Below are 20,851 nucleotides of genomic sequence, written 5' to 3' on the forward strand. Positions count from 1 at the left end.
CTGTTCCGGTGGGGACAGGAGGAACCGTAGCGGATAGTTTCGTTACAGACAATCTCTTGCGGATCTACCGGGTGGTCTCGCGGGCTCGGCGGGCCGTCTGCGATGCCGTGACGGGGGTGGCCAAGTGGCCGGTGACCAGCAGGTTCAACGCGTGCAGGAGCGCGTCGCGGTCCTTGGCGGGCAGCGACTCCAGGGCGGCGCGGTGCACCCCGTCCACGATCTCCTGGCTCCGGTGGGCCAGCTCGGCCCCCTTCTCGGTGACCGCGATGATCCGGGCCCGCCGGTCGGTGCTGGACGGGCGGCGCTCGGCCAGGCCGGCCTTCTCCAGCGCGTCGACGGTGACCACCATCGTGGTCTTGTCCATGTCGCCGATCTCGGCCAGCTGGATCTGCGTGCGCTCCTCCTGCAAGGCGTGGACGAGCACGCAGTGCATGCGGGCGGTCAGGCCGATCTCGGCCAGCGCCGCCGCCATCCGGGTGCGCAGCACGTGACCCGCGTGGTCGAGGAGGAACGACAGGTCGGACTCGGTGCGGGCTGGGGCCATGGCGGACATGGCCCCAGTCTAGCTACCAGGACAACAGTGGATTATCCGCAACGAATCGAGTCACGCCAGTGGTGGGTGGGCGTTGCGCAGCAGCTCCTGGAACTGCGCCGAGTGCCACTGCCCGGCCGGCGGCGCGTTCCGCCACGCCCCGGTCGGGTCGTAGGTCGAGGTCGGCCGGCCGTCGTAGTCCGGGTCGCACATCCGGTTGAAGTTCTCCTCGCCGATCGGGATCGGGACGCTCGCGCCGTCCGACTCGCCCGGCGGCTTCATCCACACGTAAGCGTCGACGTTCGGCCTCGGCGCGGCGACCGGCCGTTCACCCAGGCCCGTGCCGGTCTGGTTGCACCAGTTGTAGATCCGCGCCCGGCGGTCGACCCGACTGCTCTCGACGTAGGCGTCCACGTTCGTCTCCGCACCCGGCGCGGTCGGCCGGTTCGGCCCGCCCCAACCGTTGCGGGAGGTGTCGACCAGCACGCCCACCCGCGGGTCGAAGCCCGCCGCGACCGCCTCGGCCCGGAAGAACTCCGCGAACGACAGCTCGTCGAGGAACGGGTTCCAGTCCACCCACCTGGTCTGCTGGATGTGCTGGCCGTTGATCACCGTCTTGACGATGAACTCCTCGCGCAGCGCCGAGTAGTTCGCGGTGTTGGTGATGAAGCCGTGCACGTCGCCGAGCCTGCTGCCGCCCGAACGGGCCGCCTTCGCCAGCAGCTCCAGCGTCGGCTTGCGGTTGTCGTCCCAGCCGATGCTTCCGTGGTGGCCGATGTCGAGGTAGCTGTAGACGTTCGGGAGCGCGCCGAGCCTGGCCAGCGCGTACCCGATGCCCTCGGTGTAGGAACCGGCCGCCTTCACCTGCTCGCAGCTCATCGTGGCGTCCGAGCGCGGCAGCACGTGCGTGACCAGGAACGGCAGCGAGTTGGGCTCCACCACCGCGACGATCCGCAACCGCGCGTACCGCGGGTCGGCCAGGATCGAGGCGATCGGGTCGACGAACTCCCGCTTGTACCGCGGCAGTTCGCCGAAGCCCAGCTCCCCGTTGGTGGTCAGCCAACCGCAGTCGCGGCCGGGCAGGTTCCACAGGGCGAGCTGCACCAGGTTCGCGCCCTGGCGCACGGCTTCGTCCAGGTGGGCGCGCAGGCCCATCCTGCCGTTCGCGCCCGTGATCGACGCGATCCGGTCGAGCCACACGCCGGTCGGCTGCCCGGCGACGGCCGCGCCGCCCGGTTCGGCGGCGGCCCGCGCGGACCACTCGGGGTTGACGTACGGACGCGCGCCGACGTACGGGTTGTCCAGGCGCGGCGACCAGTGCGGCGACGTGCTCGCCCCGGCCGGCGGGACGACCGCGAGCCCGGCGGCGCACGCGACCGCCGTCAGCACGTGGCCGACGCGTAAGAGAGACCTCATGGGCTGGCTACCTCCGATGATCACGACGACGTGAGGGAGGCGGTGTGCCCTCACCGTACCGTGATCGCACCGCGACCGGCCGTGACCGCTTCGGCGGCTACAGGTCGTCCACGCCGATCAGCCCGTCCTGGATCGCGCGCGCCACCAGCGCGGCCTTCGTCGGCGCCTCCCGGCCGATCAACGCGTACTTGACCCGGATCCGCTCCAGGTGCGAGTTCACCGTGCTCAGCGAGATGCCCAGCCGCTGCGCCACGAACTCCTTGGACTCCGACTGGAACCACTCCACCAGCACCTCGACCTCCCGCGCCGACAACGCGGGCCGGTGGTCGGACCGGTCGCCCGCCAACGCGCCCGCCAGCGACGGCGGCGTGTACGGCCTGCCCTGCGCCGCCGCCCGGGTCGCCTGCACCAGGTGCTCCGCGCCCTCCGCCTTCGTCAGGTAGCACAGCGCGCCCAGCTCCAGGCACTGCAACGCGATGTCGTCGTCGGCGCGCATCGAGTACACGACGACCCGCCTGCCCACCTCGACCAGCCGCCGCAGGTCGCCGAGCACCGGCGCGGGCCCGCCCAGGTGCAGGTCGAGGATCACCACGTCGGCCTTGGCCCCCTCACCGAGCCACGCCGAGCGCACGTCCTCGCCGGAGGCGACCACCTTGACCGGCGGGGTGCCGCAGGACAGCCAGTAGGCGACACCCGCGCGCACCGCCGGGTGGTCGTCCACCACCACCGCGCTCAGCTCGTCCGCCATCGGACCTCCATCCGCGTGTGCCGACCGTACGTGCCGCATTCGACCTCGACCCGGCCCTTGGCGGTTCCCGCCCGGACACCCGCATCGGTGTCTGATTCGCCGCTCGCGTCGGTGTCTGATTCGCCGCTCGCGTCGGTGTCTGATTCGCCGCTCGCGTCGGTGTCTGATTCGCCGCTCGCGTCGGTGTCTGATTCGCCGCTCGCGTCGGTGCCCGATTCGCCGCTCGCGTCGGTGCCCGATTCGCCGCTCGCGTCGGTGCCCGATTCGCCGCTCGCGTCGGTGACCACCGCCACCCGCACCTCGTCCTCACCGCGCAACAAGCTCACCCGAGCCCGCTCCCGCGCCGCCGACAACGCCTCCGCCAAAGGCCCGGTCAGCTCCCGCCGCACGTCGGTCGGCACCGGCACCGGCGCGCCGCTCACCGCGAGCGACACCGCCACGCCACGCCGTTCGGCGACGTGCACGCACGCCGTCACCTCGTGCACCAACGGGTCCGGCACGTCGTCGTTCTCGGCGAACAACCGGCGCAGCTGGGTGGCCGCGAGCGCGCACCGCCGCCGGGTGTCCTCGGCACGCGGGTCCAGCACGCCGTCGGCCAGGTCGGCCAGCAGCGGCAGGGTGACGCCGAGCTGACCGGCGAACCCGGCACGCAAATCCTGCTCCCACTGCTCGGCCAGCGCGGCACGGGTCGCGGCGCGTTCCCGTTCGGCGGCGTCCTCGGCGGCCTGGCGCGCGCTGCGCAGCAAGATCCGGGACATCACCAGGACACCGAGCTGGAAGCTGGTCGCGCTGAGCACGGCCACGCCCGCGTTGCCGATCTCGGCCCGATCCGGCGCACCCGTGAGCAGCCACTGCGCCAGACCGAGCACGAGGTGCGCGGCCTGCGCGGCGAGCAGCAGCGGGACGCGGTCCAGCAGCAACAGCAGCAGGTGCCAGCCGATCAGCCCGTACGACCAGTGCGCCGGCCCGAAGTGCGCGTGCGGCGGCAACGTGCCGGTGGCCACCGCGCACGCCGCCAGCACCGTCACCGCGCCGCCCAGCGCGACGGGCAGGGGGATGGGCCGGCGGCGCACGACCCAGACCGCGCTCAGCAGCGTGACCAGGGCCGTCACCGTGAACGCCACTCGCGCGGCCGGGTGGGCGGCCTGGGTGAGCACCGGCCCGAGGCTCAGGCTCGGCTGCACGACGGCCGTGACGCCGAGCAGGATCAACCGCAGGCTCGCGAACACGTGCCGCTCGGCCTCGCGGCTCTCGTCCCCGGGCGACTCGGCGCGGTCCTCGGCCGCGCGACGACCCGGGCGGGCCGAGGGCGGACCCGCCGGTCCCGCAGCCGCCGGGCCACCGGTCCCGACGCGATCCAGCACCCGGTCAGCCACGGGGCCACTCCAGCCGCACCGTCGTCCGACCCGGCCGGGACGTCACCTCGGCGCTCCCGCCGACCGCCGCCATCCGCTCGACCACCGACCCCCGGATGCCGCGCCGGTGGTCCGACACCGCGCCCACGTCGAACCCGCGCCCGGCATCGGTCACCCACACCTCGACCCCGCGCCCGTTCGCCCGCACCCGGACCCGCGCTGCACCCGTGCCCGCGTGCCGCTCCACGTTCGTCAACGCCTCCCGCACCGCCCGCACCAGCGCCAACGCCACCGAAGCCGGCACCAGCGCGGTGTCCCAGCTCGCCTCGACGGCCAACGGGCTGCGCTCGACCACCGCCCGCAACGACGACCCGACGTCCACCGCGCTGTCCCGCGGCACGCCCGACGTGCCGGTCAGCAGGTCCAAGTCGCGCCGCGCGTACCCCGCCACCTCCGCCGGGTCGGCCTCACGCCCGTTCACCGCCACCACCAGGAACGTCGCCGACGCCGTGTCGTGCAGCAGAGCCAGGTACTCGCGCTCCCGCCGCCGCCTCTCCAGCGCCACCGCCTCGGCCCGTTCCAGCGCCGCCCGCCGGGTCCGCAGCTCGTCCACCCGCCGTGACGACCGGCGCAGCAGCCGGAACGCCAGCCGCGCCAGCACGCACTCGACCACCACCCGCAGCACCGTCGTGCCGTCCCACCCGACCGCGGTCCCGTGCACGACCAGCAGCGCGGCCGTGGTCGGCACGGTGATCTTCGGCGCCCACTCCCACTGCAACGTGATCGCGGTGGTGGTGAGCACGTTGAGCGTCCACTGGCCCGTGCCGCCGATCTGCTCGTGCGCCGCGCACAGCGCCACCACCCGGGCGATCGCCAACCCGAACGCCGGCCGCGGCGACCGGAAGTCCGCCACCGCGCCCAGCAGCACCAGGCCGAACAGCCCCAGCCCGAGCGGCAGGGCGTCGGTCGGCACGGACAGCACGCCGAACGCGCTGATCAGGGTGACGCCGACACCGCGAACCGGACCGGCGAACCGCGCGATGGCGGTCAGGAGCTCGCTCTCGACCTGACCCGGCATGCCGCGACCCTAACCGCAACGTCCGAGGTGAACGGAGGACGACGTGCCCGCCCGTCGTCCGGAAGCGCTCCCACCTTCAAGCCGGCCCGACACCCGATGCCCTAGCGTCACCTGCCGTGACGGATCTCGGCGCGGAGCTGTTCGACCGGGTGGCCGCCGACTACGACCGGTCGGTGCCGTTCTTCGCCACGTTCGGCGCGCGGCTGGTCGAGTGGACCGCGCCCGACCCGGGCGCACGGGTGCTGGACCTGGGCGCGGGCCGCGGCGCGGTGACCGCCGCCCTCGTGCGCGCCGGCTGTTCCGCGGTGGCGGGCGACGTGTCGTCGGCGATGCTGGACGGGTTGCGCGAGGCGCTGCCCGGGGTGGACGCCCGGTTGCTCGACGCGCACCGGCTCGACCTGCCCGACGCCTCGTTCGACGTGGTGCTCAGCGGTTTCCTCGTCCACATCCTGGACGCCGGCACGGCGTTCGCCGAGATCGGACGCGTGCTGCGGCCGGGTGGGGTGTTCGCGTTCTCCGTGCCCGGCCCCAGCGCGGACGGCGGCTGGTGGGAGGCCTACGGCCGGGTCGTGGCCGAGTTCACCCGCCGCATCCGCGACCCCGAGGAGCCGCACGAGCCCGTGACCTGGGCCGAGCGCGCCGAACGGGCGGGCCTGCGGCACGTCGACCAGACCACCACCGAGGTGTCGTTCCCGGTCGACGGGCCCGAGGCGCACTGGTCGTGGCTGATGTCGCACGGCAACCGCTGGCTGCACGACGCGCTGGACCCGCCCGACCGGGAGGCGTTCCGCGACCGCGTGCTGCGCGGCCTGCGCGAGGACCACCCGACCGGCGGGACGACCGTGATCGCCGGCGCCGAGTTCCACCGCGTGGAAAAACCGGGGCACCCGACCCGTGCCCTATGACTTTCGTCAGGGGTGGTCCGGGCCCGTGGCCTGATGCCCGCGCAGGGCCGCCGTTCCTACGTTGACCTGCATGAAAGCCACGCTGATCGGGGTCGCGGCCCTCACCGCGACGCTCCTGGCCCCCACCGCCCACGCCGCACCGACCTCCATCGACGACTACCTCACCCGAGCCCTCCACGACACCGGCATGCCCGGCCTGTCGGTCGTCGTCACCGAGGGCGACCGGGTCGTCCACGCCGCCGGCTACGGCGAGGACTCCGAGGGCGCTCCCATCACCGCGGACACACCCATGCGCATCGCCTCGCTGAGCAAGTCGTTCACCGCGATGGCCGTGATGACCCTGGTGGAGGACGGCCGGATCGCGTTGGACGAGCCCGTGGCCGACCAACTGCCCGGCTTCACCATGGCCGACCCCCGGTACGCCGCCGTGACCGTCCGGCACCTGCTGAACCAGACCTCCGGCTTCTCCGACACCACGATCGACGTCAACGCGCTCGACTCCGCCACCGACCTGGCCGACTACACCGCCGAGCTGTCCACCGACGCGCTCGCCGCCGACCCCGGCACCCACTACGAGTACTGCAACGTCAACTACGACCTCGCGGCACGACTGGTGGAGGTGGCGAGCGGCCGCACGTTCGGCGAGTACCTGCGGCAGGAGGTGTTCGGGCCGCTGGGCATGGCGCGCAGCACGGTGTCCCCCGACGAGATCCGACCCGCCGACGGCTACAACTCGGTGTTCGGGTCCTGGTGGAGCAGGCCCGAGCTGCCCGGCTTCCTCAGCGGCGGTGGCGGCGTCATCACCACCGCCGCCGACATGGGCAAGTGGCTGATCAGCCAGACCGGCCACGGCACCCAACTGGTGTCACCCGACGGCCTGCGCACCATGCACACCTCCTCCACCGTGCACGAGTACGGCATGGGGTGGATCCCCGAGACCGGCCCGGACGGCGTCGACCGGCTGGTGCACCCCGGCAACCTGTTCACCTACACCGCCGTGCAGGCCGTCGTGCCCGCCACCGGCCAAGGGTTCGCGGTGCTGGCCAACAGCGCTTCGTTGCAGGACGACACCTACGACATCCTCAACGGCCTCATCGCGGTGAGCCAGGGCCGCGACCCCGACCCCGTCGGCGGCGGACGGCAGGCGTCCGAGCTGGTCCTGGGCCTGATCGCGCTGGCCGCCTGCGGGCTGGGCGTGCTCGGCGTGCGGCGCTCGCCCACGTGGGCACGGCGTCGCGCGGGCTCGCCGGCGTGGCGGGTGGCGCTGCGGTTCGTGCCGCTGCTCGTCCCCGCCGCGGTGCTGGCCGCCTACCCCGACCTGGTCGAGATCCTCGTGAACGGGCGCACCGTGACCTGGGCGCAGCTGACCTACTTCGCCGTGCCGCTGACGATCACCCTCGCCGTGACCGCCCTGGCCGGCACGGCCACGGCCACCGCACGCCTGCTGCACCTGCACCGCTCGCGCACGACGGTCCACTGAGGATGGCGCTGGGTAGGGTCCGCACCATGCGCAACGGCACCGCCCTCGCGGCCCTCGCCGTCGCCGGCCTGGCCAACGGGGTGGCCACCGACGCGCTGCCGGCCTGGCGGCAGCTGCTCTACCCGGCGCTGGCCGTGCTGGCCTACCTGCACGGCCGGCACCTGCCGGCGCGCCGAGGCGGCCTGGTCGTCGCGGCGGCGGCGGTGCTCGGGGCCGTCATCGCCGCCGTGCGGCTCTGGGAAGGCGTCGGCGCGCTGGCCAGCCTCGGCCTCAGCGTCGTGCTGCCCTGGCTCGCCGGCCGGTTCCGCCGGCAACAAGCCGAGCTGATCGCCGTGGGACGGGAGCGGATCGTGCAGTTGGAACGGGCGCAGGACCTCGTCGCCGAACGCGCCCGCCTGCGCGAACGGGCCCGCATCGCGGCCGACATGCACGACTCCCTCGGCCACGAGCTGGCCCTCATCGCGCTGCGAGCCGGCGCGCTGGAGCTGACCGCCGAGACCGAGACCACCCGCCAGGCGGCGGCCGGCCTGCGCGAATCGGCCGTGACCGCCACCGACCGGCTGCGCCGCACCGTCGGCGTGCTGCGGGAAGGACCCACCACCCTCGACCCGCCCGACGAGACCGTGGAGGCACTGGTCGCGCGAGCGGCCCGGGCCGGCCTGCCGGTCGTCCTCACCCGCACCGGCGACACCACCCCGCTGCCACCCCTCACCGACCGCGCCGTGCACCGGGTCGTGCAGGAAGCCCTCACCAACGCCGCCCGCCACGCACCCGCCGCACCCGTGACCGTGGAGCTGAGCACGACCGACCACGTGCAGGTGACCGTGACCAACCCCGTCGACCGGCCACCCGCCGGTGACGGCGACGGCAGCGGCCTCGCGGGCCTGGCCGAACGCGTCCGACTGCTCGGCGGCACCCTGCGCTCCGGCGTCACCGACGGCCGGTTCACCGTCACCGCGCGACTGCCGAAGGAGGACCGGACGTGATCCGCGTGCTGCTCGCCGACGATGAGGCGATGGTCCGCGCCGGCGTCAAGGCCATCCTCGACACCGACCCCGGCATCGAAGTCGTCGCCGAGGCCACCGACGGGCGCGAGGCCGTCGACCTCGCCCGCACCCACCAACCCGACGTCGTGCTGCTCGACATCCGCATGCCCCGCCTCGACGGCCTGGCCGCCGCCGCCGAACTGCGGCAGACCGTGCCCGGGACCGCGGTGGTGATGCTGACGACGTTCGACGAGGACGAGTACGTGGCCCGGGCCCTCGGCGACGGCGCCAACGGCTTCCTGCTCAAAGCCGCCGACCCGAGGGAGCTCCTGATCGGCGTGCGCGCGGCGGCCGACGGCGCGGCCTACCTCTCACCGAAGATCGCCCAGCGCGTGGTCGCCGACCTGCGCGACGGCCGGCTCACCCGCTACGACCAGGCCCGCCGACGCGTCGCCACCCTCACCGGACGTGAACGCGACGTGCTGGCGCTGGTGGGGGAGGGCCTGTCCAACCACGACATCGCCCGCCGCCTCACCGTCACCGAAGGCACGGTGAAAGCACACGTCAGCGCGATCCTGAACCGCCTCGACGTGACCAACCGGGTTCAAGCCGCGATCCTCGCCTACGAGGCCGGGCTGACCACCGCCAGGTAACCGTGCAGCGCGGCGGCCGCCTCCACCATCGCCCTCGCCCGCCGCCCCGACTCCACCTCCCTGGTGGCGATCGCGGCCCGCAACGCGTCCGCGCCACCCGAGCTGCGGAACTCGTCCATGATCGGCTTGATCGTCGGCAGCGGGTAGCGGCTCAACCGCAACGTCGCCACCAGGCGCGCGTCCCGCACGTCGGTCGGACCGAACCGGCGATGCCCGTCGGTGTCGCGCTTGGGCAGCAGCAACCCCGCCGACTCCCACACCCGCAACGCCGACGGCCGCACCCCCAACCGCGCCGCCAGCTCGCCGACCCGCAACCCCGTCCGCGGCACCGCGTCCGGCGGGTGCCCGGCCACCGCCTCCAACGCCTCGGCCGTCGCCCGCAACGCCAACCGCTGCTCGTGCGCCGCCGCGTGCTCGGCGTCCACCCTCGCCAACGCCAGGTCCGGCGAACCCCCGTGCAACGCGCGCATGATGGCCTTGGCCGCGTCCCACCCGTAGCCGCGCCCCAACGCCCGGTACGTCGTCAACGCCTGCCGATGCCGCTCGTCGAACACCCGGTACCCCGCCGGTGAACGCTCGGCCGGCGGCAGCACCCCGGCGTCGAGGTAGTTGCGCACCTGCTGGGCCGAGATGCCCGCCGCCCGCGCCAGATCAACCGGACGAAGCCCCAACCAGACCACCCCCCAGATGCGCTTCGGGTTCAACTCTGGACTTGAAGGTTTTCCGGAGCCAACCGGCCCGAACCCTCATCAACCTTAAACAAGATACTTCAACGATACGGTTGAAGACATGAAAACCAGCGACAACCAGCGGCGATCGTCGGTGGTGCACACGCGGGGCCTGCGCATGCGCTACGGCTCCACCGACGTGCTCAAGGGGGTGGACCTCACCGTCGCACCCGGCGAGGTCGTGGCGTTGCTCGGACCCAACGGCGCGGGCAAGACCACCACCATCGAGATCCTCGAAGGCTTCCGCACGCGGTCCGACGGCCAGGTCAGCGTGCTCGGCGTCGACCCCGACCACGGCGACGAGCCCTGGCGCGCCCGGCTCGGCGTGGTGCTCCAGTCGTGGCGCGACCACGGCCGGTGGCGCGTGCGCGAACTGCTGTCCTACCTGACCCTGTTCTACGAGCCCTACCGCGAGCGGGTGTTCGACCCCGACGAGCTGATCGGCCTCGTCGGCCTCACCGACCACGCCGACCGGAGGGTCGGCACGCTGTCCGGCGGGCAGCGGCGACGGCTCGACGTCGCCGTCGGCTTGATCGGGCACCCCGACCTGCTGTTCCTGGACGAACCGACGGTCGGCTTCGACCCCGAGGCGCGCCGCGAGTTCCACGAGCTGCTGGGTCGCCTGCCCGGCACCGCCGTCCTGCTCACCACCCACGACCTCGCCGAGGCGGAGAAGCTGGCCGACCGCATCGTCATCCTCGTCTCGGGCCGCGTCGTCGCCGACGGCACGGCCGCCGAACTGGCCGACCGCATCGCCGGCGAGGCCGAGGTGCGCTACCGCCTCCACGGCCGCGAGCACGTGCACTCCGTCCCCGACGCCACCTCGTACGTGCGCGAACTGTTCGCCCAGCACGGCACGGCGGTGGACGACCTCGAAGTGCGGCGCGCGAGCCTCGAAGACGTGTACCTGGCGCTGGTGCGCGAATCCGAGCCGGTGGCCGCGTGAACCCCCGCGCGGTGGCCGTGCGCGCCGGCCTGCGGCGCGGCCGGATCGAGTTCCGCCACACCATGACCAACGCGGGCGAGCTGATGGGCTGGCTGTGGCTGCCGGTGGTGGCGCTCATCGTGATGTACGCGTTCGGCGACGGCGCGACCCCCGGCGTCGACTTCCCGCTGGGCGCGCAGGCCGTGCCCGGCATCCTCGCCATGAACGCCGTCTTCACCGGCCTCGTGGGGCTGGCCATGACCCTCACCCTGGACCGCGAGGACGGCACCCTGCTGCGGGCCAGGGCGACACCCCACGGCGTGCTCGCCTACGTCATCGGCAAGGTGCTGGGCAAGGCGGCGATGGCGGTCGCCGTCGTCCTGCTGGTCCTGCTGCCCGCGATGCTGGTGTTCGACGGCCTCCAACCGGGCCGCCTGTCGACGTGGGTGACGCTGACCTGGGTGCTGCTGCTCGGCCTGCTCGCCGTCCTGCCGATCGGGGCGATCCTCGGCGCGGTGTCCGGCAACAGCCAGAGCCTCGGCTTCGTCACCCTGCTGCTCATGGCGCTGGTCGCGGTGTCGGGCGTGTTCTACCCGATCACCGCCCTGCCGGGGTGGCTCCAGTGGCTCGGCCAGGCGTTCCCGCTGTACTGGATGGGCCTCGGCCTGCGGTCGGCGTTGCTGCCGGACGCACTGGCGGCGGCCGAGGCCGGCGGCTCGTGGCGACCCACCGAGACCGTGCTCGCGCTCGGCGCATCGGCCGTCGTGGGCTTCACCCTGGCCTCGGTCACCCTGCGTCGCATGGCCCGCCGCGAGTCCGGCTCCTCCGTCGCGGCCCGCCGCGAGCGCGTGGCGCAACGCCTCGACTGACCCGCTCAGCCGAACAACCCGGGCAACTCACCCCGCTGCAACGCCACCAACACCCGACCGACCCGAACGTCCGGCGCGGCCGGCACGAGCACCCGCACCATGCCCGTCTGGTCCGCGGGCTGCTCGGCCGTCGCGCCGGCGAGCACCTCCACCCAGGGCGCACCCTCCAGGTTGGTGCGCACCAGATCCTTGAGCGCGTTGGGGTTCTCGTCGGGCACGCACACGACCTCGGTCACCTCACCACCCACCGCGACCCGCACCCCGGCCGCCACCGGCAACCCGCTCCTGGGCTTGCTGATCACCGCCACCGACACCTCGCCGAGGCAGCGCGCCAGCTCACCGATCATCGGATCGGCGGCCAACGACTTACCCCCGACCGGCTCGGTCACCCACTTCAACGCCTCCGCACCGGTCGAGTGCGCCACCGACCCCGCCTCCACCCGCACCTGCTGGAACCCGGTCACGATCCCGGCCTGCGCCAACGGCCCGTCCGGGTCGATCTCGCCGTCCTCCCCGGTCGTCCAAACCCCCGAACCCCCCTTCCGCCCACCGAGCGCCTGAACCTTCCCCTCCACCACCGCCACATCGACATCCATCCGCACCACCGCCACCCACGTCGGCGACTGCCCCACCCGCAACGCCGTCGTGGCCTGCGCCGGGTCGAACCCCACCAGCTCCGGCAACACCTGGCTGTGCCCGGCGAGGTCGGAGTACCCGTACCCCCGCAACCCGGCGAACCGCCGGGCGTCCTGGTCCAGCAACCCCCGCACGGCCGCCACCTCGCCGTACTCCACCAGCAGGGACGACTCGTCAGTGGCCCGCACACCCGCCAACGCGCCCAGCAACCCGGTCTCGGGCACGCCCTGCGGCACCTCGGCCTCAGCCGTGCACCCCACCAACAGGACCGCGACCAACGCCACGCTCGAACGCTTGTTCACCGCCCGAATGCTAGGCAACCGACCGCCCACGCACTCCTGTTTTCCACCAAGCCCTCAACCCGCCACTCCCTGCCCACGCCTCCTCGCCGCCGGGCCGGCCGTTTTATCCGGCTAACGTGAGAAATGCGGTTCAGGTTGTCAAAGGTTGCATGATTCCCCCTCCCGAGTGACACCCACATCGGACCCGCCACCCCACTGCAAAGGCCCGATTCGACATGGGTTCGGCCTGCCTGGAGTGCCCGTACGGGCCCCATGTCGAATCGAGCCGGACTGCACCACCGAGCCGCCTCAACCCTGAATCTCGACCTTCAGATCTCCACCCCGATCTCCTCACCCAACCGCGCTCCACCCACCAACTCCAACTCATCCCCACTCCAGAACCGCCCCGGGTCGTACCAATTGGCCCGCCGCCCCGCCGGCAGCAACCCCATCGCCTCGTACGTCACCGCCACCACCTCCGCGCAGTACGCCGTCTCCAACGTCGACCCCGACGGCGACTCCGACGACCGCCGCAAGTTCGGCAACCGCCCGCGCAACCACCTGGTCGCCAACCTCGCCGTCGACGGGAACGGCGTGCCGTTCAGCCGTGCGACCGTCTTCAGCACCGCGTCGTCCTCCTCCGGCGTCGTCGGCCGGTCGAGTTGGCGCAGCCACGCCCGCTGCCCGTACTTGCGCGCCCACACCAGCACCGCGTCACGCAGGTCGTGCAACTGCACCCCGCGGTGGTGGGTGCCGGTCCACACGTCCGGCAGGGAACGGCCCAGTTCGGCGTGCCACATCAACGGCGGCAGGTCCTCGATCGCCACGGTCATGCCCACGTGGTTGACCGGGCTGTTCGTGGTGACCCGGATGGCGCGGTCGGCCACCGAGTTGCCGCGGAACAACCACACGTCACCGGTTCGAGTGAGTTCGACCGCCTCGTCCAGACCGATCTTCGTTCCAGCCATCCCGGTAGCCTAGGCAGATGCGCTGGTGGAAGCTGCTCGGACTGGCCGGTGTCGCGGGTGTCGCGGCGACCGGGGTGGTGATCGCCCGCGCGGAGCGCAAGCGCCGCGCCTACACGCCGGACGAGATCCGGGAGCGGCTGCACGCACGGGTGAACCAGGACAAGTCGGCCGGGTAGCTCGGCGAGCACGCCGGCACCCTGGTGCCGAAGGCCGGGAACCAGGCAAACCACCGACAACCGGCGGGTTGACCGCGACCGGTCCACGGGACTGGGGTACCACCATGCGATTGCGATCCCTGCTCGCCGCCCTGCTGTGCGTGCTCGTCGTCGCACCACCGGCCCACGCCCGCACCCGCCCGGTCGAGAACCTCGACGCCGCCACGATCCCGCAGCTGATCCGCCGGCTGGACGCGGGCACCCTCACCTCGGTCGACCTCACCCGCGCCTACCTGCGTCGCATCGAGGTCGTCGACCGCGCGGTCCGCTCCGTGGTCGTGGTGAACCCCGACGCGCTCGCCCAAGCCGCGGAGAGCGACCGGCGGCGACGCCAGGCCCGGGCCAAAGGCCCGATGGACGGCATCCCGGTGCTGCTCAAGGACAACATCGACACCACGACCATGGGCAGCACGGCCGGTTCACGTGCTCTGCGCGTGCCCCCGCGCGACGACGCCGAGCTGGTGCGCCGCCTGCGTGACGCGGGCGCGGTCGTGCTGGGCAAGACGAACCTGTCGGAGTGGGCGAACTTCCGCTCCACCGCTTCCACGTCCGGGTGGTCCGCGGTGGGCGGGCAGACCCACAACCCGCACGTCCTGGACCGCAACCCGTGCGGCTCGTCGTCCGGTTCGGGCGCGGCGGTGGCGGCGTCGTTGGCACAGGTCGCCGTCGGCACGGAGACCGACGGCTCGATCGTGTGCCCCGCCGGGCAGAACGGGGTGGTCGGCCTCAAGCCGACGCTCGGCCGGGTCAGCGGGGACGGCATCGTGCCGATTTCGTCGCGGCAGGACACGGCGGGGCCGATCGCACGGCACGTGGTCGACGCGGCGATCCTGATGTCGGCGTTGGAGGGCAAGGGCGTGGACTACGCGTCTGAGCTGGGGACCAAGCCCAATGCGCTGAACGGCAAGCGGATCGGTGTGTGGCGCAAAGCGGGGACCAACGCCGAGGTCGACCGGGTCGTGCAGTCGGCGGTGGACGTGCTGCGGCGCGCCGGTGCGACGGTGGTCGAGGTCGAGCTGCCGTACCAGGAGCAGGTGGAGGCCGCCGAGTTCCCGGCGTTGATCACGGAGTTCAAGCACGACCTGGAGCGGTACCTGAAGACGCGACCGGGTGCGCCGCGGTCGTTGGCCGAGCTGATCGCGTTCAACGAGGCCGACCCGGTGGAGCTGGGCGAGTTCGGGCAGGAGCTGTTCCTCGAAGCGGAGAAGGCACCTCCGGTGACCGACCCGGAGTACGTGGAGCGGCGCCGGACCGCGACCGGGCTGGCCCGCCGTTCGATCGACGAGGTGCTGGCCGAGCACCGGCTGGACGTGATCATGGCACCGACGAACGGACCGGCGTGGCGGACCGAGTACGGCAGCGGTGACGCCTACGAGCTGGGGTCCTCGACGCCGGCGGCCGTGTCGGGTCACCCGAACGTGAGCGTGCCCGCCGGGTTCGCCGGGCCGTTGCCGATCGGGGTGTCGTTCATGGCGGGGCGGTGGGCGGACGCGACCGTGCTGCGGTTCGCCGCCGCGTTCGAGCAGGCCGCGCACGCGCGTCGCGCGCCGGGGTACCTGCCGTCGCTGCCTTCGTGATGCGGTTCTCCGGCCGGGGTGCCATGTTGGGCCCATGCGCGTGGTGGTGTTGGGTACCGGTCTGATGGGCGCCGGCATGGCGCGGAGCCTGCTGCGGTCCAAGGTGGACGTCGTCGTGTGGAACCGCAGCGTGGCCAAGGCGCGTCCGCTGGCCGACGAGGGCGCGGTGGTCGCCGACGACCCGAAGAGCGCGGTGGTCGGCGCGGACTTCGTGATCACCATGCTGTTCGACGCCGAAGCGACCGCCGGGGTGATGGCCGAGGCGTTGCCGGCGGTGGAGGACGGCGCGGTGTGGGTGCAGTGCGGCACGGTCGGGTTGGCCGGGGTCGAGCACTTGGCGGAGCTGGCCGCGACGCACCGGGTGCCGTTCGTCGACGCGCCCGTGCTCGGGACTCGTGCGCCGGCGGAGCAGGGGAAGCTGACCGTGCTCGCGGCCGGGCCGGTCGAGCTGCGGGAGGTCGTGGCCCCGGTGTTCGACGCGATCGCGCTGCGGACCGTGTGGGCGGGTGAGCGGGCGGGGGACGGGCAGCGGTTGAAGCTGGCGGCCAACTCGTGGGTCTTGTCGATCACGGCGGCGACGGCGCAGGCGGTGGTGTTGACGCGGGGGTTGGGGTTGGACCCGGACGCGTTCCTCGAGGTGATCGCGGGTGGGCCGGTGGACAGCACGTACGCGCAGGTGAAGGGGCGGGCGATGATCGACGGCGAGTTCTCGCCGTCGTTCGGGGTGGACGGGGCGGTCAAGGACAGCGAGTTGATCTTGGCGGCGATGGGGGTGGCGGGGGTGGACGATCGGTTGATGCGGGTGATGAACGAGCAGTACCGGGTGGCGGCGGAGCGGGTAGGGGTGGGGGCGGACATGGCGGCGGTGGTGGCGGCGTTCGGGGTTGGCTCGGGGGTTGGTGGGGTTGAGGGCGGCTCGGTGGGCAAGTCCGGCTCGATTTGACATGGGGCCCGTACGGGCACTCCAGGCTGGTCGAAGCCATGTCAAATCGGGCCTCGGTGGGTGCGCTGCGGGTCCGATGGGGGTGAGATTCGGGATCCGTGTGGAGGGTCGGTGGGGTGGTGGTCGGGGGAGGTGGGAGATAGCTTCGGATCGGGTACCAGGTGGTGACGGTGCCGGGTGGTGGAGGTGGCGGTGTGGGGTCGGGTGGGTTGATCGCGGCGGCGGCGTTGGTTGGGGTGGTGGCGGTTGCCGGTGGGGGGTTCGCCGGTGCTGAGGGGCCCGATGAGATGTGGCGGGAGCGGGGGCTTCGGGTGGTCGATCGAGCGGTTCGGGGGGATGCGGAGTGCGCTTCGCACTCGTTCGGGCAGGTGCAGGAGTTGTTGAGGGCGGTGCCGTGTGTCGCGCTCGAGCGGATGATCTTCACCGTCACCGATGACAGGGGTGGTACGGCGGTGGTGTTCGTGGCTTGGGTGGAGTTCGACGACCGGGAGAAGGCGCGGGGGTTCAAGAAGGTCGAGGACGTGCACGGGACTGGGGACATCGTGCCGTTGTCGGGCTCGTTGGTGCAGGTCAAGGATGTTCCGTTCACGGCGCTCAACTACGACTCGGACGTGGTCGACGGGGTGACCGTGGTGATCGCCGAGGCCGAGAACGTGGCCGGTGGGTTCACGGCCGAGTACCTGGACGACATCGCCTCCATCGCGGTCCGGACGCCGAGGCCCTGACGGGTAATCCGAACGGCCGGGTTTCGGAACGCCACGTTCGGGCTACCCCGGATCGCGCCGAGTGATCGGCACGGACCAGGTACTTCGGGGGCGGGGACGGTGGTGCGTGATGGACTGGGACTTCGATGACGACAGCGCGGTACGTGCGCTGCTGACCTACGTGTCGGACGTGACGCGGGCGCTCGGGCTCAGCGGGGAGTGCTCCTGCGTGCAGTCCGACGGCTCCCGGTTGGGTGCCTACTTGGCGCTCGACGGTCACCTGCCCGGGTTCCCCGATCGTGACGTGGCGTTGCTCTGGGACGAGGCCCGCGGGTGGTCGGTGGCGGTGGAGAGCGACAGTTCGGAGCCGCCGTTCGTGTTGGCCAGGTTGCGTGGGCCGGCTCGACCCGAGCCCGCCGCGGTGGCGGGGTGGGTGGATCAGCTCCGCCTGCTGCACGACGACCGCGAGTTGCTCGCGGCCAGCTAGATCACCGTGGGTGAAGAGATAGTCACAGTCTGACACCGTCCGGCTGTCCGGGACACGTCCGGACAGCCGGACGGCCTGTTTCCGGGCCTGGTGGGTGGTTGGTTTCAGCCGTCATGGGCGGCGCGGTTCGGGTGGCGGTGCTGGGTCCGGTCGAGGTGGTGCACGGGCCCCGGCCCGTGGCCGTGCCGGGGCCGCAGTTGCGGTGCGTGTTGGCGGTGTTGGCGGCGCAGGCCGGGCGCGTGGTGCCGGTGGCGCGGTTGGCGGAGGCGCTGTGGGACGTGCCGCCGGCCACCGCTCGCGGCACGGTGCAGGTGTACGTGTCGAGGTTGCGCAAGCTGCTCGCCGGGCCGGGTGTGGCGCTGGTCGGCGCGGGTGGCGGGTATCGGCTGGACATCGACCCCGATGACGTCGACCTGCACCGGTTCCGGGAGGTCGCGGGGCGGGCGCGGGCCAGTGCGGACGTGGCGGTGCGGCGGCGGTTGCTCGGGCAGGCGCTGGGGGAGTGGCGTGGCGAGCCGCTGGTCGGCACGGCGGACGGGCCGCTGCGCAACCGGCTGGTGGTGGCGTTGGAGGAGGAACGCCTGGCCGCCTTGGAGGACCGGCTGGAGGCGGACCTGGAGCTGGGCCGTCATCACGACGTGGTCGGCGAGCTGGCCGCGTTGGCCGCCGAGCACCCCGGGCGGGAACGCGTGGCGGGCGCGTTGATGCCGGCCCTGCACCGGTGCGGGCGGCGGGTGGAGGCGTTGGAGGTCTACCGGCGGTTGCGCGGGTCGCTGGTCGAGCAGGCGGGGGTGGAGCCGGGCGCGGACCTGCGTCACCTGCACCAGCGGTTGTTGGACGACGCGGACGCGCCGGCCGGTGCGCCGACACCCCGCCAGTTGCCGCCGGCGGGTGAGCTGGTGGCGCGGGAGGACTGCCTGGCGGCGCTGGACGCCCTGCTCGACGGGGGTGCGGGGGCCGGGCCCGTGGTGGTGGCGCTCGTCGGGACACCCGGTGTCGGCAAGACCGCGCTCGCGTTGCGGTGGGCGCACCGCGTGGCCGAGCGGTTCCCCGACGGCCGGCTGTACGTCGACCTCGGCGGGCACGGGGAAGGCGAGCCCGTGCCGCCGCGAGCGGTGTTGGGTGAGTTCCTGCGGTCGTTGGGCGTGCACCGCGACCACGTGCCCGAGGGCGAGGCCGAGCGGTCGGCGTTGTGCCGGTCCCTGCTGGCCGACCGGCGGGTCCTGCTCGTGCTGGACAACGCCCGGTCCGCCGACCAGGTGCGACCGTTGCTGCCGGGTGCGCCGGGGTGCGCGGTGGTGGTGACCAGTCGGGCCGAGCTGGGAGGTCTCGCCGCTCGGGACGGCGCGCACCCGGTCGCGGTCGTGCCGATGGGGACCGAGGACGGGGTGGCGTTGCTGCGCGGTGTGCTCGGACGCCGGGTGGACGCGGAACCGGCCGCCGCGGCACGCCTGGTAGAGCTGTGCGGCGGGTTGCCGTTGGCGTTGCGGGTCGCGGCGCACCGGGCGCTGCGCCGGCCGTCGGTGCGGTTGTCCGCGCTGGTCGACCACCTGGCCGACGGGACGAGGCGGATGGACCTGCTGTCGCCGCCGGACGACCCGGCCGCGGCCGTGCGCCCGGTGTTCTCCTGGTCCTACCGGGCGTTGCCGTCGGACGTGGCGTGCCTGTTCCGGCGGCTCGGCACCCTGCCCGGACCGGACTTCGACGCCGGGGCCGCCGGCGCGGCGGCCGGGTCGGAGGTCCACCGGCAGCTCGCCGTGCCGGCCGCCGGCCACTTGGTGGAGGAGGTCGGGCTCGACCGCTACCGGCTGCACGACCTGCTGCGCGTGTACGCCGCCGAACTGGCCGACCCCGAGGAGGAGCGGGCCGCCGCGGTCCGGGTGCTCGACTGGTACCTGGACCGGGCGGCGGAGGCGGTGTCCGCGGTCGAGACCGGAGCCGACGACCGCGACACCGCCGCGCGGTGGCTGGAGGACGAGCGGCGCAACCTCGTCGCGGCCACCCGCCTCGCCGCCGCGTCCGGCCTGCACGAGCACGCGTGGCGGCTGCCGAACGTGGTGTGGCGGCACTGGTTCACCCTCGGCCTGCTGGACGAGTGGACCGTGACGCATGAGATCGGCTTGGCCTCCGCGCGTGCCCTCGGTGACGTCCGGGCCCAAGCCGTGATGCTCAACGGCCTGGGCGTCGCCCACCAGACGGCCCGACGGCACGCCGACGCGGTGGAGGTGCACGAAGAGGCGTCGGCGTTGTGGGAGGAGCTGGGTGATCACGCGGGCGCGGCGCGGACGTCGACCAACATCGCGATCACGCACTACCAGACCGGGCGCTACCGGGACGCGGTCGAGCAGGGCGAGCGGGTGTTGGCGTTGCGGCTCGGTCAGGACGACGCGTTCGGCGAAGCGGTCGCGCACACCGCGCTCGGCGGTTTCCACCTCAGGCTCGGCGACGTGGCCCGCGCCTTGGAGCACGCCCAGCGTGCGTTGACGGTGTTCGAGAAGCTGGGCAACCGGTTCGGCGTGGCCGCCGCCACCCTCAACCTCGGGCACGTGCACCGGGAAGCGGGTGCGTTCGACCGTGCCGCCGCGCACTACCGGGACGCCCTGGCGCGGTTCCGCGAGCTCGGCGACCCGCGGCACGAGGGCGAGGCGTTGTGCGGGCTGGGATCGGTGCGCCTCGCGCGCGGCGCACCGGGGCAGGCGCGCGACCACCTCGACGCGGCGCTGGCGGTCGGGGCCGTGGCGGACGACCCGTCGTTGCTGGGGGAGGTGCGGCACCAGTTGGGGTTGCTGCGCCTGGCGACCGGCGAGCCGGAGTTGGCGTTGCGGCACTTCGAGCACGCGCGGCGGCTCGGCGGGCCTTACGAACGGGCTCGTGGGCACCACGGGGTGGCACGGGCGGAGTGCGCGCTGGGGCGGCACGGTTCGGCGGCGCGGTCGTGGCGCCGGGCGGCCGAGGGGTTCGCCGCGCTCGGCGTGCCGGACCGGGCCGTGCCCGCGTGCGCGGTGTGCGCGGAGGCGGTCGGCGCGCGAGGCGGCCGGGTCTTCCCTTGCGCCACAACGGAAACGGGGCCGCGGGCGAGTGCCCACGGCCCCGTTGGGGGACAGCTGCCGCGCTTCACCGTGATACCGGTTCGAGGACGCGGCCCGACGCGGTCAGGTGTTCCCAGGTGCGGCCGCGTTGGCTGGGCGGCGCTTCGCCGTCCGCCGTGCACGTCGGGTACACCAGGCCGTAGGGGACGGGTTGGTGGAAGAGGTCTCCGCTGCGGATGTCGATCAGGTCCCGTGACTGCGCCATCACGACCTCCCGTCGCAACAGGGTGAGGTGCCCATGATCCTGCTCCTCGTCGAACCGGGTGGGGGAGCCTC

At 73.1% G+C, this 20,851-nt stretch carries 20 protein-coding genes; 12 read left to right on the forward strand and 8 right to left on the reverse strand.

Annotated features, from left to right (window positions below; all coding sequences use genetic code 11):
* Positions 1 to 64 precede the first annotated feature (64 nt).
* The 5 genes from LZG04_RS17455 to LZG04_RS17475 form a co-directional block, all read right to left on the reverse strand.
* Complete coding sequence (locus LZG04_RS17455; protein ID WP_233818245.1) at positions 65 to 553, reverse strand: MarR family winged helix-turn-helix transcriptional regulator; 489 nt, start codon at positions 551 to 553, stop codon at positions 65 to 67.
* Positions 554 to 604: 51 nt separating this feature from the next.
* Positions 605 to 1,948, reverse strand: a complete 1,344-nt coding sequence (locus LZG04_RS17460; RefSeq protein WP_233818247.1) for a glycoside hydrolase family 6 protein — start codon at positions 1,946 to 1,948, stop codon at positions 605 to 607.
* A gap of 97 nt (positions 1,949 to 2,045) precedes the next feature.
* Complete coding sequence (locus LZG04_RS17465; protein ID WP_233818249.1) at positions 2,046 to 2,696, reverse strand: response regulator transcription factor; 651 nt, start codon at positions 2,694 to 2,696, stop codon at positions 2,046 to 2,048.
* On the reverse strand, positions 2,681 to 4,072 hold the full coding sequence (locus tag LZG04_RS17470) for an MSCRAMM family adhesin SdrC (RefSeq protein ID WP_233818252.1): 1,392 nt from the start codon (positions 4,070 to 4,072) through the stop codon (positions 2,681 to 2,683). The genes LZG04_RS17465 and LZG04_RS17470 overlap by 16 nt, the downstream gene beginning before the upstream one ends.
* Positions 4,065 to 5,129 (reverse strand): sensor histidine kinase, encoded by a 1,065-nt coding sequence (locus tag LZG04_RS17475; protein WP_233818253.1) that lies wholly within the window; start codon positions 5,127 to 5,129, stop codon positions 4,065 to 4,067. Before LZG04_RS17475 ends, LZG04_RS17470 begins: the two co-directional genes overlap by 8 nt.
* 116 nt (positions 5,130 to 5,245) lie before the next feature.
* Between LZG04_RS17475 and LZG04_RS17480 the strand changes: the two genes are divergently transcribed.
* The 4 genes from LZG04_RS17480 (at position 5,246) to LZG04_RS17495 (ending at position 9,153) form a co-directional block, all read left to right on the forward strand.
* A complete protein-coding gene (locus LZG04_RS17480) occupies positions 5,246 to 6,034 on the forward strand; it encodes a class I SAM-dependent methyltransferase (protein ID WP_233818255.1) in 789 nt (262 codons plus the stop codon).
* Positions 6,035 to 6,104: 70 nt separating this feature from the next.
* Entirely contained in the window at positions 6,105 to 7,514 is a 1,410-nt protein-coding gene (locus tag LZG04_RS17485; protein ID WP_233818257.1) for a serine hydrolase, read from the forward strand.
* A gap of 26 nt (positions 7,515 to 7,540) precedes the next feature.
* Positions 7,541 to 8,500 (forward strand): sensor histidine kinase, encoded by a 960-nt coding sequence (locus LZG04_RS17490; protein ID WP_233818259.1) that lies wholly within the window; start codon positions 7,541 to 7,543, stop codon positions 8,498 to 8,500.
* The gene (locus LZG04_RS17495; protein WP_233818261.1) at positions 8,497 to 9,153 is read left to right on the forward strand and encodes a response regulator transcription factor; all 657 of its coding nucleotides are present in this window, start codon (positions 8,497 to 8,499) and stop codon (positions 9,151 to 9,153) included. The genes LZG04_RS17490 and LZG04_RS17495 overlap by 4 nt, the downstream gene beginning before the upstream one ends.
* Here LZG04_RS17495 and LZG04_RS17500 read toward each other — a convergent pair.
* Entirely contained in the window at positions 9,123 to 9,824 is a 702-nt protein-coding gene (locus LZG04_RS17500) for a MerR family transcriptional regulator (protein ID WP_233818263.1), read from the reverse strand. The two genes, LZG04_RS17495 and LZG04_RS17500, sit on opposite strands and share 31 nt — an antisense overlap.
* Before the next feature lie 118 nt (positions 9,825 to 9,942).
* On the opposite strand from LZG04_RS17500, the gene LZG04_RS17505 reads away from it, so the two are divergent.
* Entirely contained in the window at positions 9,943 to 10,827 is an 885-nt protein-coding gene (locus LZG04_RS17505; RefSeq protein ID WP_233818265.1) for an ABC transporter ATP-binding protein, read from the forward strand.
* Positions 10,824 to 11,675: an ABC transporter permease gene (locus LZG04_RS17510; RefSeq protein WP_233818267.1), complete on the forward strand. Its 852-nt coding sequence runs from the start codon at positions 10,824 to 10,826 to the stop codon at positions 11,673 to 11,675. Before LZG04_RS17505 ends, LZG04_RS17510 begins: the two co-directional genes overlap by 4 nt.
* 5 nt (positions 11,676 to 11,680) lie before the next feature.
* On the opposite strand, the gene LZG04_RS17515 is transcribed toward LZG04_RS17510, so the two are convergent.
* Together LZG04_RS17515 and LZG04_RS17520 are read right to left on the reverse strand one after the other, a co-directional pair.
* Positions 11,681 to 12,613: a hypothetical protein gene (locus LZG04_RS17515; protein WP_233818269.1), complete on the reverse strand. Its 933-nt coding sequence runs from the start codon at positions 12,611 to 12,613 to the stop codon at positions 11,681 to 11,683.
* Between the two features lie 308 nt (positions 12,614 to 12,921).
* The gene (locus LZG04_RS17520; protein WP_233818271.1) at positions 12,922 to 13,560 is read right to left on the reverse strand and encodes a hypothetical protein; all 639 of its coding nucleotides are present in this window, start codon (positions 13,558 to 13,560) and stop codon (positions 12,922 to 12,924) included.
* 17 nt (positions 13,561 to 13,577) lie between these two features.
* Here LZG04_RS17520 and LZG04_RS17525 point away from each other — a divergent pair, with 17 nt between their 5' ends.
* The 6 genes from LZG04_RS17525 (at position 13,578) to LZG04_RS17550 (ending at position 20,806) form a co-directional block, all read left to right on the forward strand.
* Positions 13,578 to 13,736: a hypothetical protein gene (locus tag LZG04_RS17525; protein ID WP_233818273.1), complete on the forward strand. Its 159-nt coding sequence runs from the start codon at positions 13,578 to 13,580 to the stop codon at positions 13,734 to 13,736.
* 104 nt (positions 13,737 to 13,840) lie between these two features.
* The gene (locus tag LZG04_RS17530; RefSeq protein ID WP_233818275.1) at positions 13,841 to 15,352 is read left to right on the forward strand and encodes an amidase; all 1,512 of its coding nucleotides are present in this window, start codon (positions 13,841 to 13,843) and stop codon (positions 15,350 to 15,352) included.
* A gap of 34 nt (positions 15,353 to 15,386) precedes the next feature.
* Complete coding sequence (locus tag LZG04_RS17535) at positions 15,387 to 16,295, forward strand: NAD(P)-dependent oxidoreductase (protein ID WP_233818277.1); 909 nt, start codon at positions 15,387 to 15,389, stop codon at positions 16,293 to 16,295.
* A 209-nt stretch (positions 16,296 to 16,504) separates the two neighbouring features.
* Positions 16,505 to 17,020, forward strand: a complete 516-nt coding sequence (locus LZG04_RS17540; RefSeq protein ID WP_233818279.1) for a hypothetical protein — start codon at positions 16,505 to 16,507, stop codon at positions 17,018 to 17,020.
* Between the two features lie 109 nt (positions 17,021 to 17,129).
* The gene (locus LZG04_RS17545; protein WP_233818281.1) at positions 17,130 to 17,486 is read left to right on the forward strand and encodes a DUF6292 family protein; all 357 of its coding nucleotides are present in this window, start codon (positions 17,130 to 17,132) and stop codon (positions 17,484 to 17,486) included.
* Between the two features lie 113 nt (positions 17,487 to 17,599).
* Positions 17,600 to 20,806, forward strand: a complete 3,207-nt coding sequence (locus LZG04_RS17550; protein WP_233818283.1) for a BTAD domain-containing putative transcriptional regulator — start codon at positions 17,600 to 17,602, stop codon at positions 20,804 to 20,806.
* Positions 20,807 to 20,851: the final 45 nt, after the last annotated feature.

The sequence above is a fragment of the Saccharothrix sp. S26 genome, from assembly GCF_021390395.1.
Classification (GTDB): Bacteria; Actinomycetota; Actinomycetes; order Mycobacteriales; family Pseudonocardiaceae; genus Actinosynnema.

What these genes read in the sequence shown, in the direction of transcription:
- LZG04_RS17455 (WP_233818245.1), bottom strand. Translation starts at nt 553, where the DNA reads ATGTCCGCCATGGCCCCAGCCCGCACCGAGTCCGACCTGTCGTTCCTC.
- LZG04_RS17460 (WP_233818247.1), bottom strand. Translation starts at nt 1,948, where the DNA reads ATGAGGTCTCTCTTACGCGTCGGCCACGTGCTGACGGCGGTCGCGTGC.
- LZG04_RS17465 (WP_233818249.1), bottom strand. Translation starts at nt 2,696, where the DNA reads ATGGCGGACGAGCTGAGCGCGGTGGTGGTGGACGACCACCCGGCGGTG.
- LZG04_RS17475 (WP_233818253.1), bottom strand. Translation starts at nt 5,129, where the DNA reads ATGCCGGGTCAGGTCGAGAGCGAGCTCCTGACCGCCATCGCGCGGTTC.
- LZG04_RS17485 (WP_233818257.1), top strand. Translation starts at nt 6,105, where the DNA reads ATGAAAGCCACGCTGATCGGGGTCGCGGCCCTCACCGCGACGCTCCTG.
- LZG04_RS17490 (WP_233818259.1), top strand. Translation starts at nt 7,541, where the DNA reads ATGCGCAACGGCACCGCCCTCGCGGCCCTCGCCGTCGCCGGCCTGGCC.
- LZG04_RS17505 (WP_233818265.1), top strand. Translation starts at nt 9,943, where the DNA reads ATGAAAACCAGCGACAACCAGCGGCGATCGTCGGTGGTGCACACGCGG.
- LZG04_RS17520 (WP_233818271.1), bottom strand. Translation starts at nt 13,560, where the DNA reads ATGGCTGGAACGAAGATCGGTCTGGACGAGGCGGTCGAACTCACTCGA.
- LZG04_RS17525 (WP_233818273.1), top strand. Translation starts at nt 13,578, where the DNA reads ATGCGCTGGTGGAAGCTGCTCGGACTGGCCGGTGTCGCGGGTGTCGCG.
- LZG04_RS17530 (WP_233818275.1), top strand. Translation starts at nt 13,841, where the DNA reads ATGCGATTGCGATCCCTGCTCGCCGCCCTGCTGTGCGTGCTCGTCGTC.
- LZG04_RS17535 (WP_233818277.1), top strand. Translation starts at nt 15,387, where the DNA reads ATGCGCGTGGTGGTGTTGGGTACCGGTCTGATGGGCGCCGGCATGGCG.
- LZG04_RS17545 (WP_233818281.1), top strand. Translation starts at nt 17,130, where the DNA reads ATGGACTGGGACTTCGATGACGACAGCGCGGTACGTGCGCTGCTGACC.
- LZG04_RS17550 (WP_233818283.1), top strand. Translation starts at nt 17,600, where the DNA reads ATGGGCGGCGCGGTTCGGGTGGCGGTGCTGGGTCCGGTCGAGGTGGTG.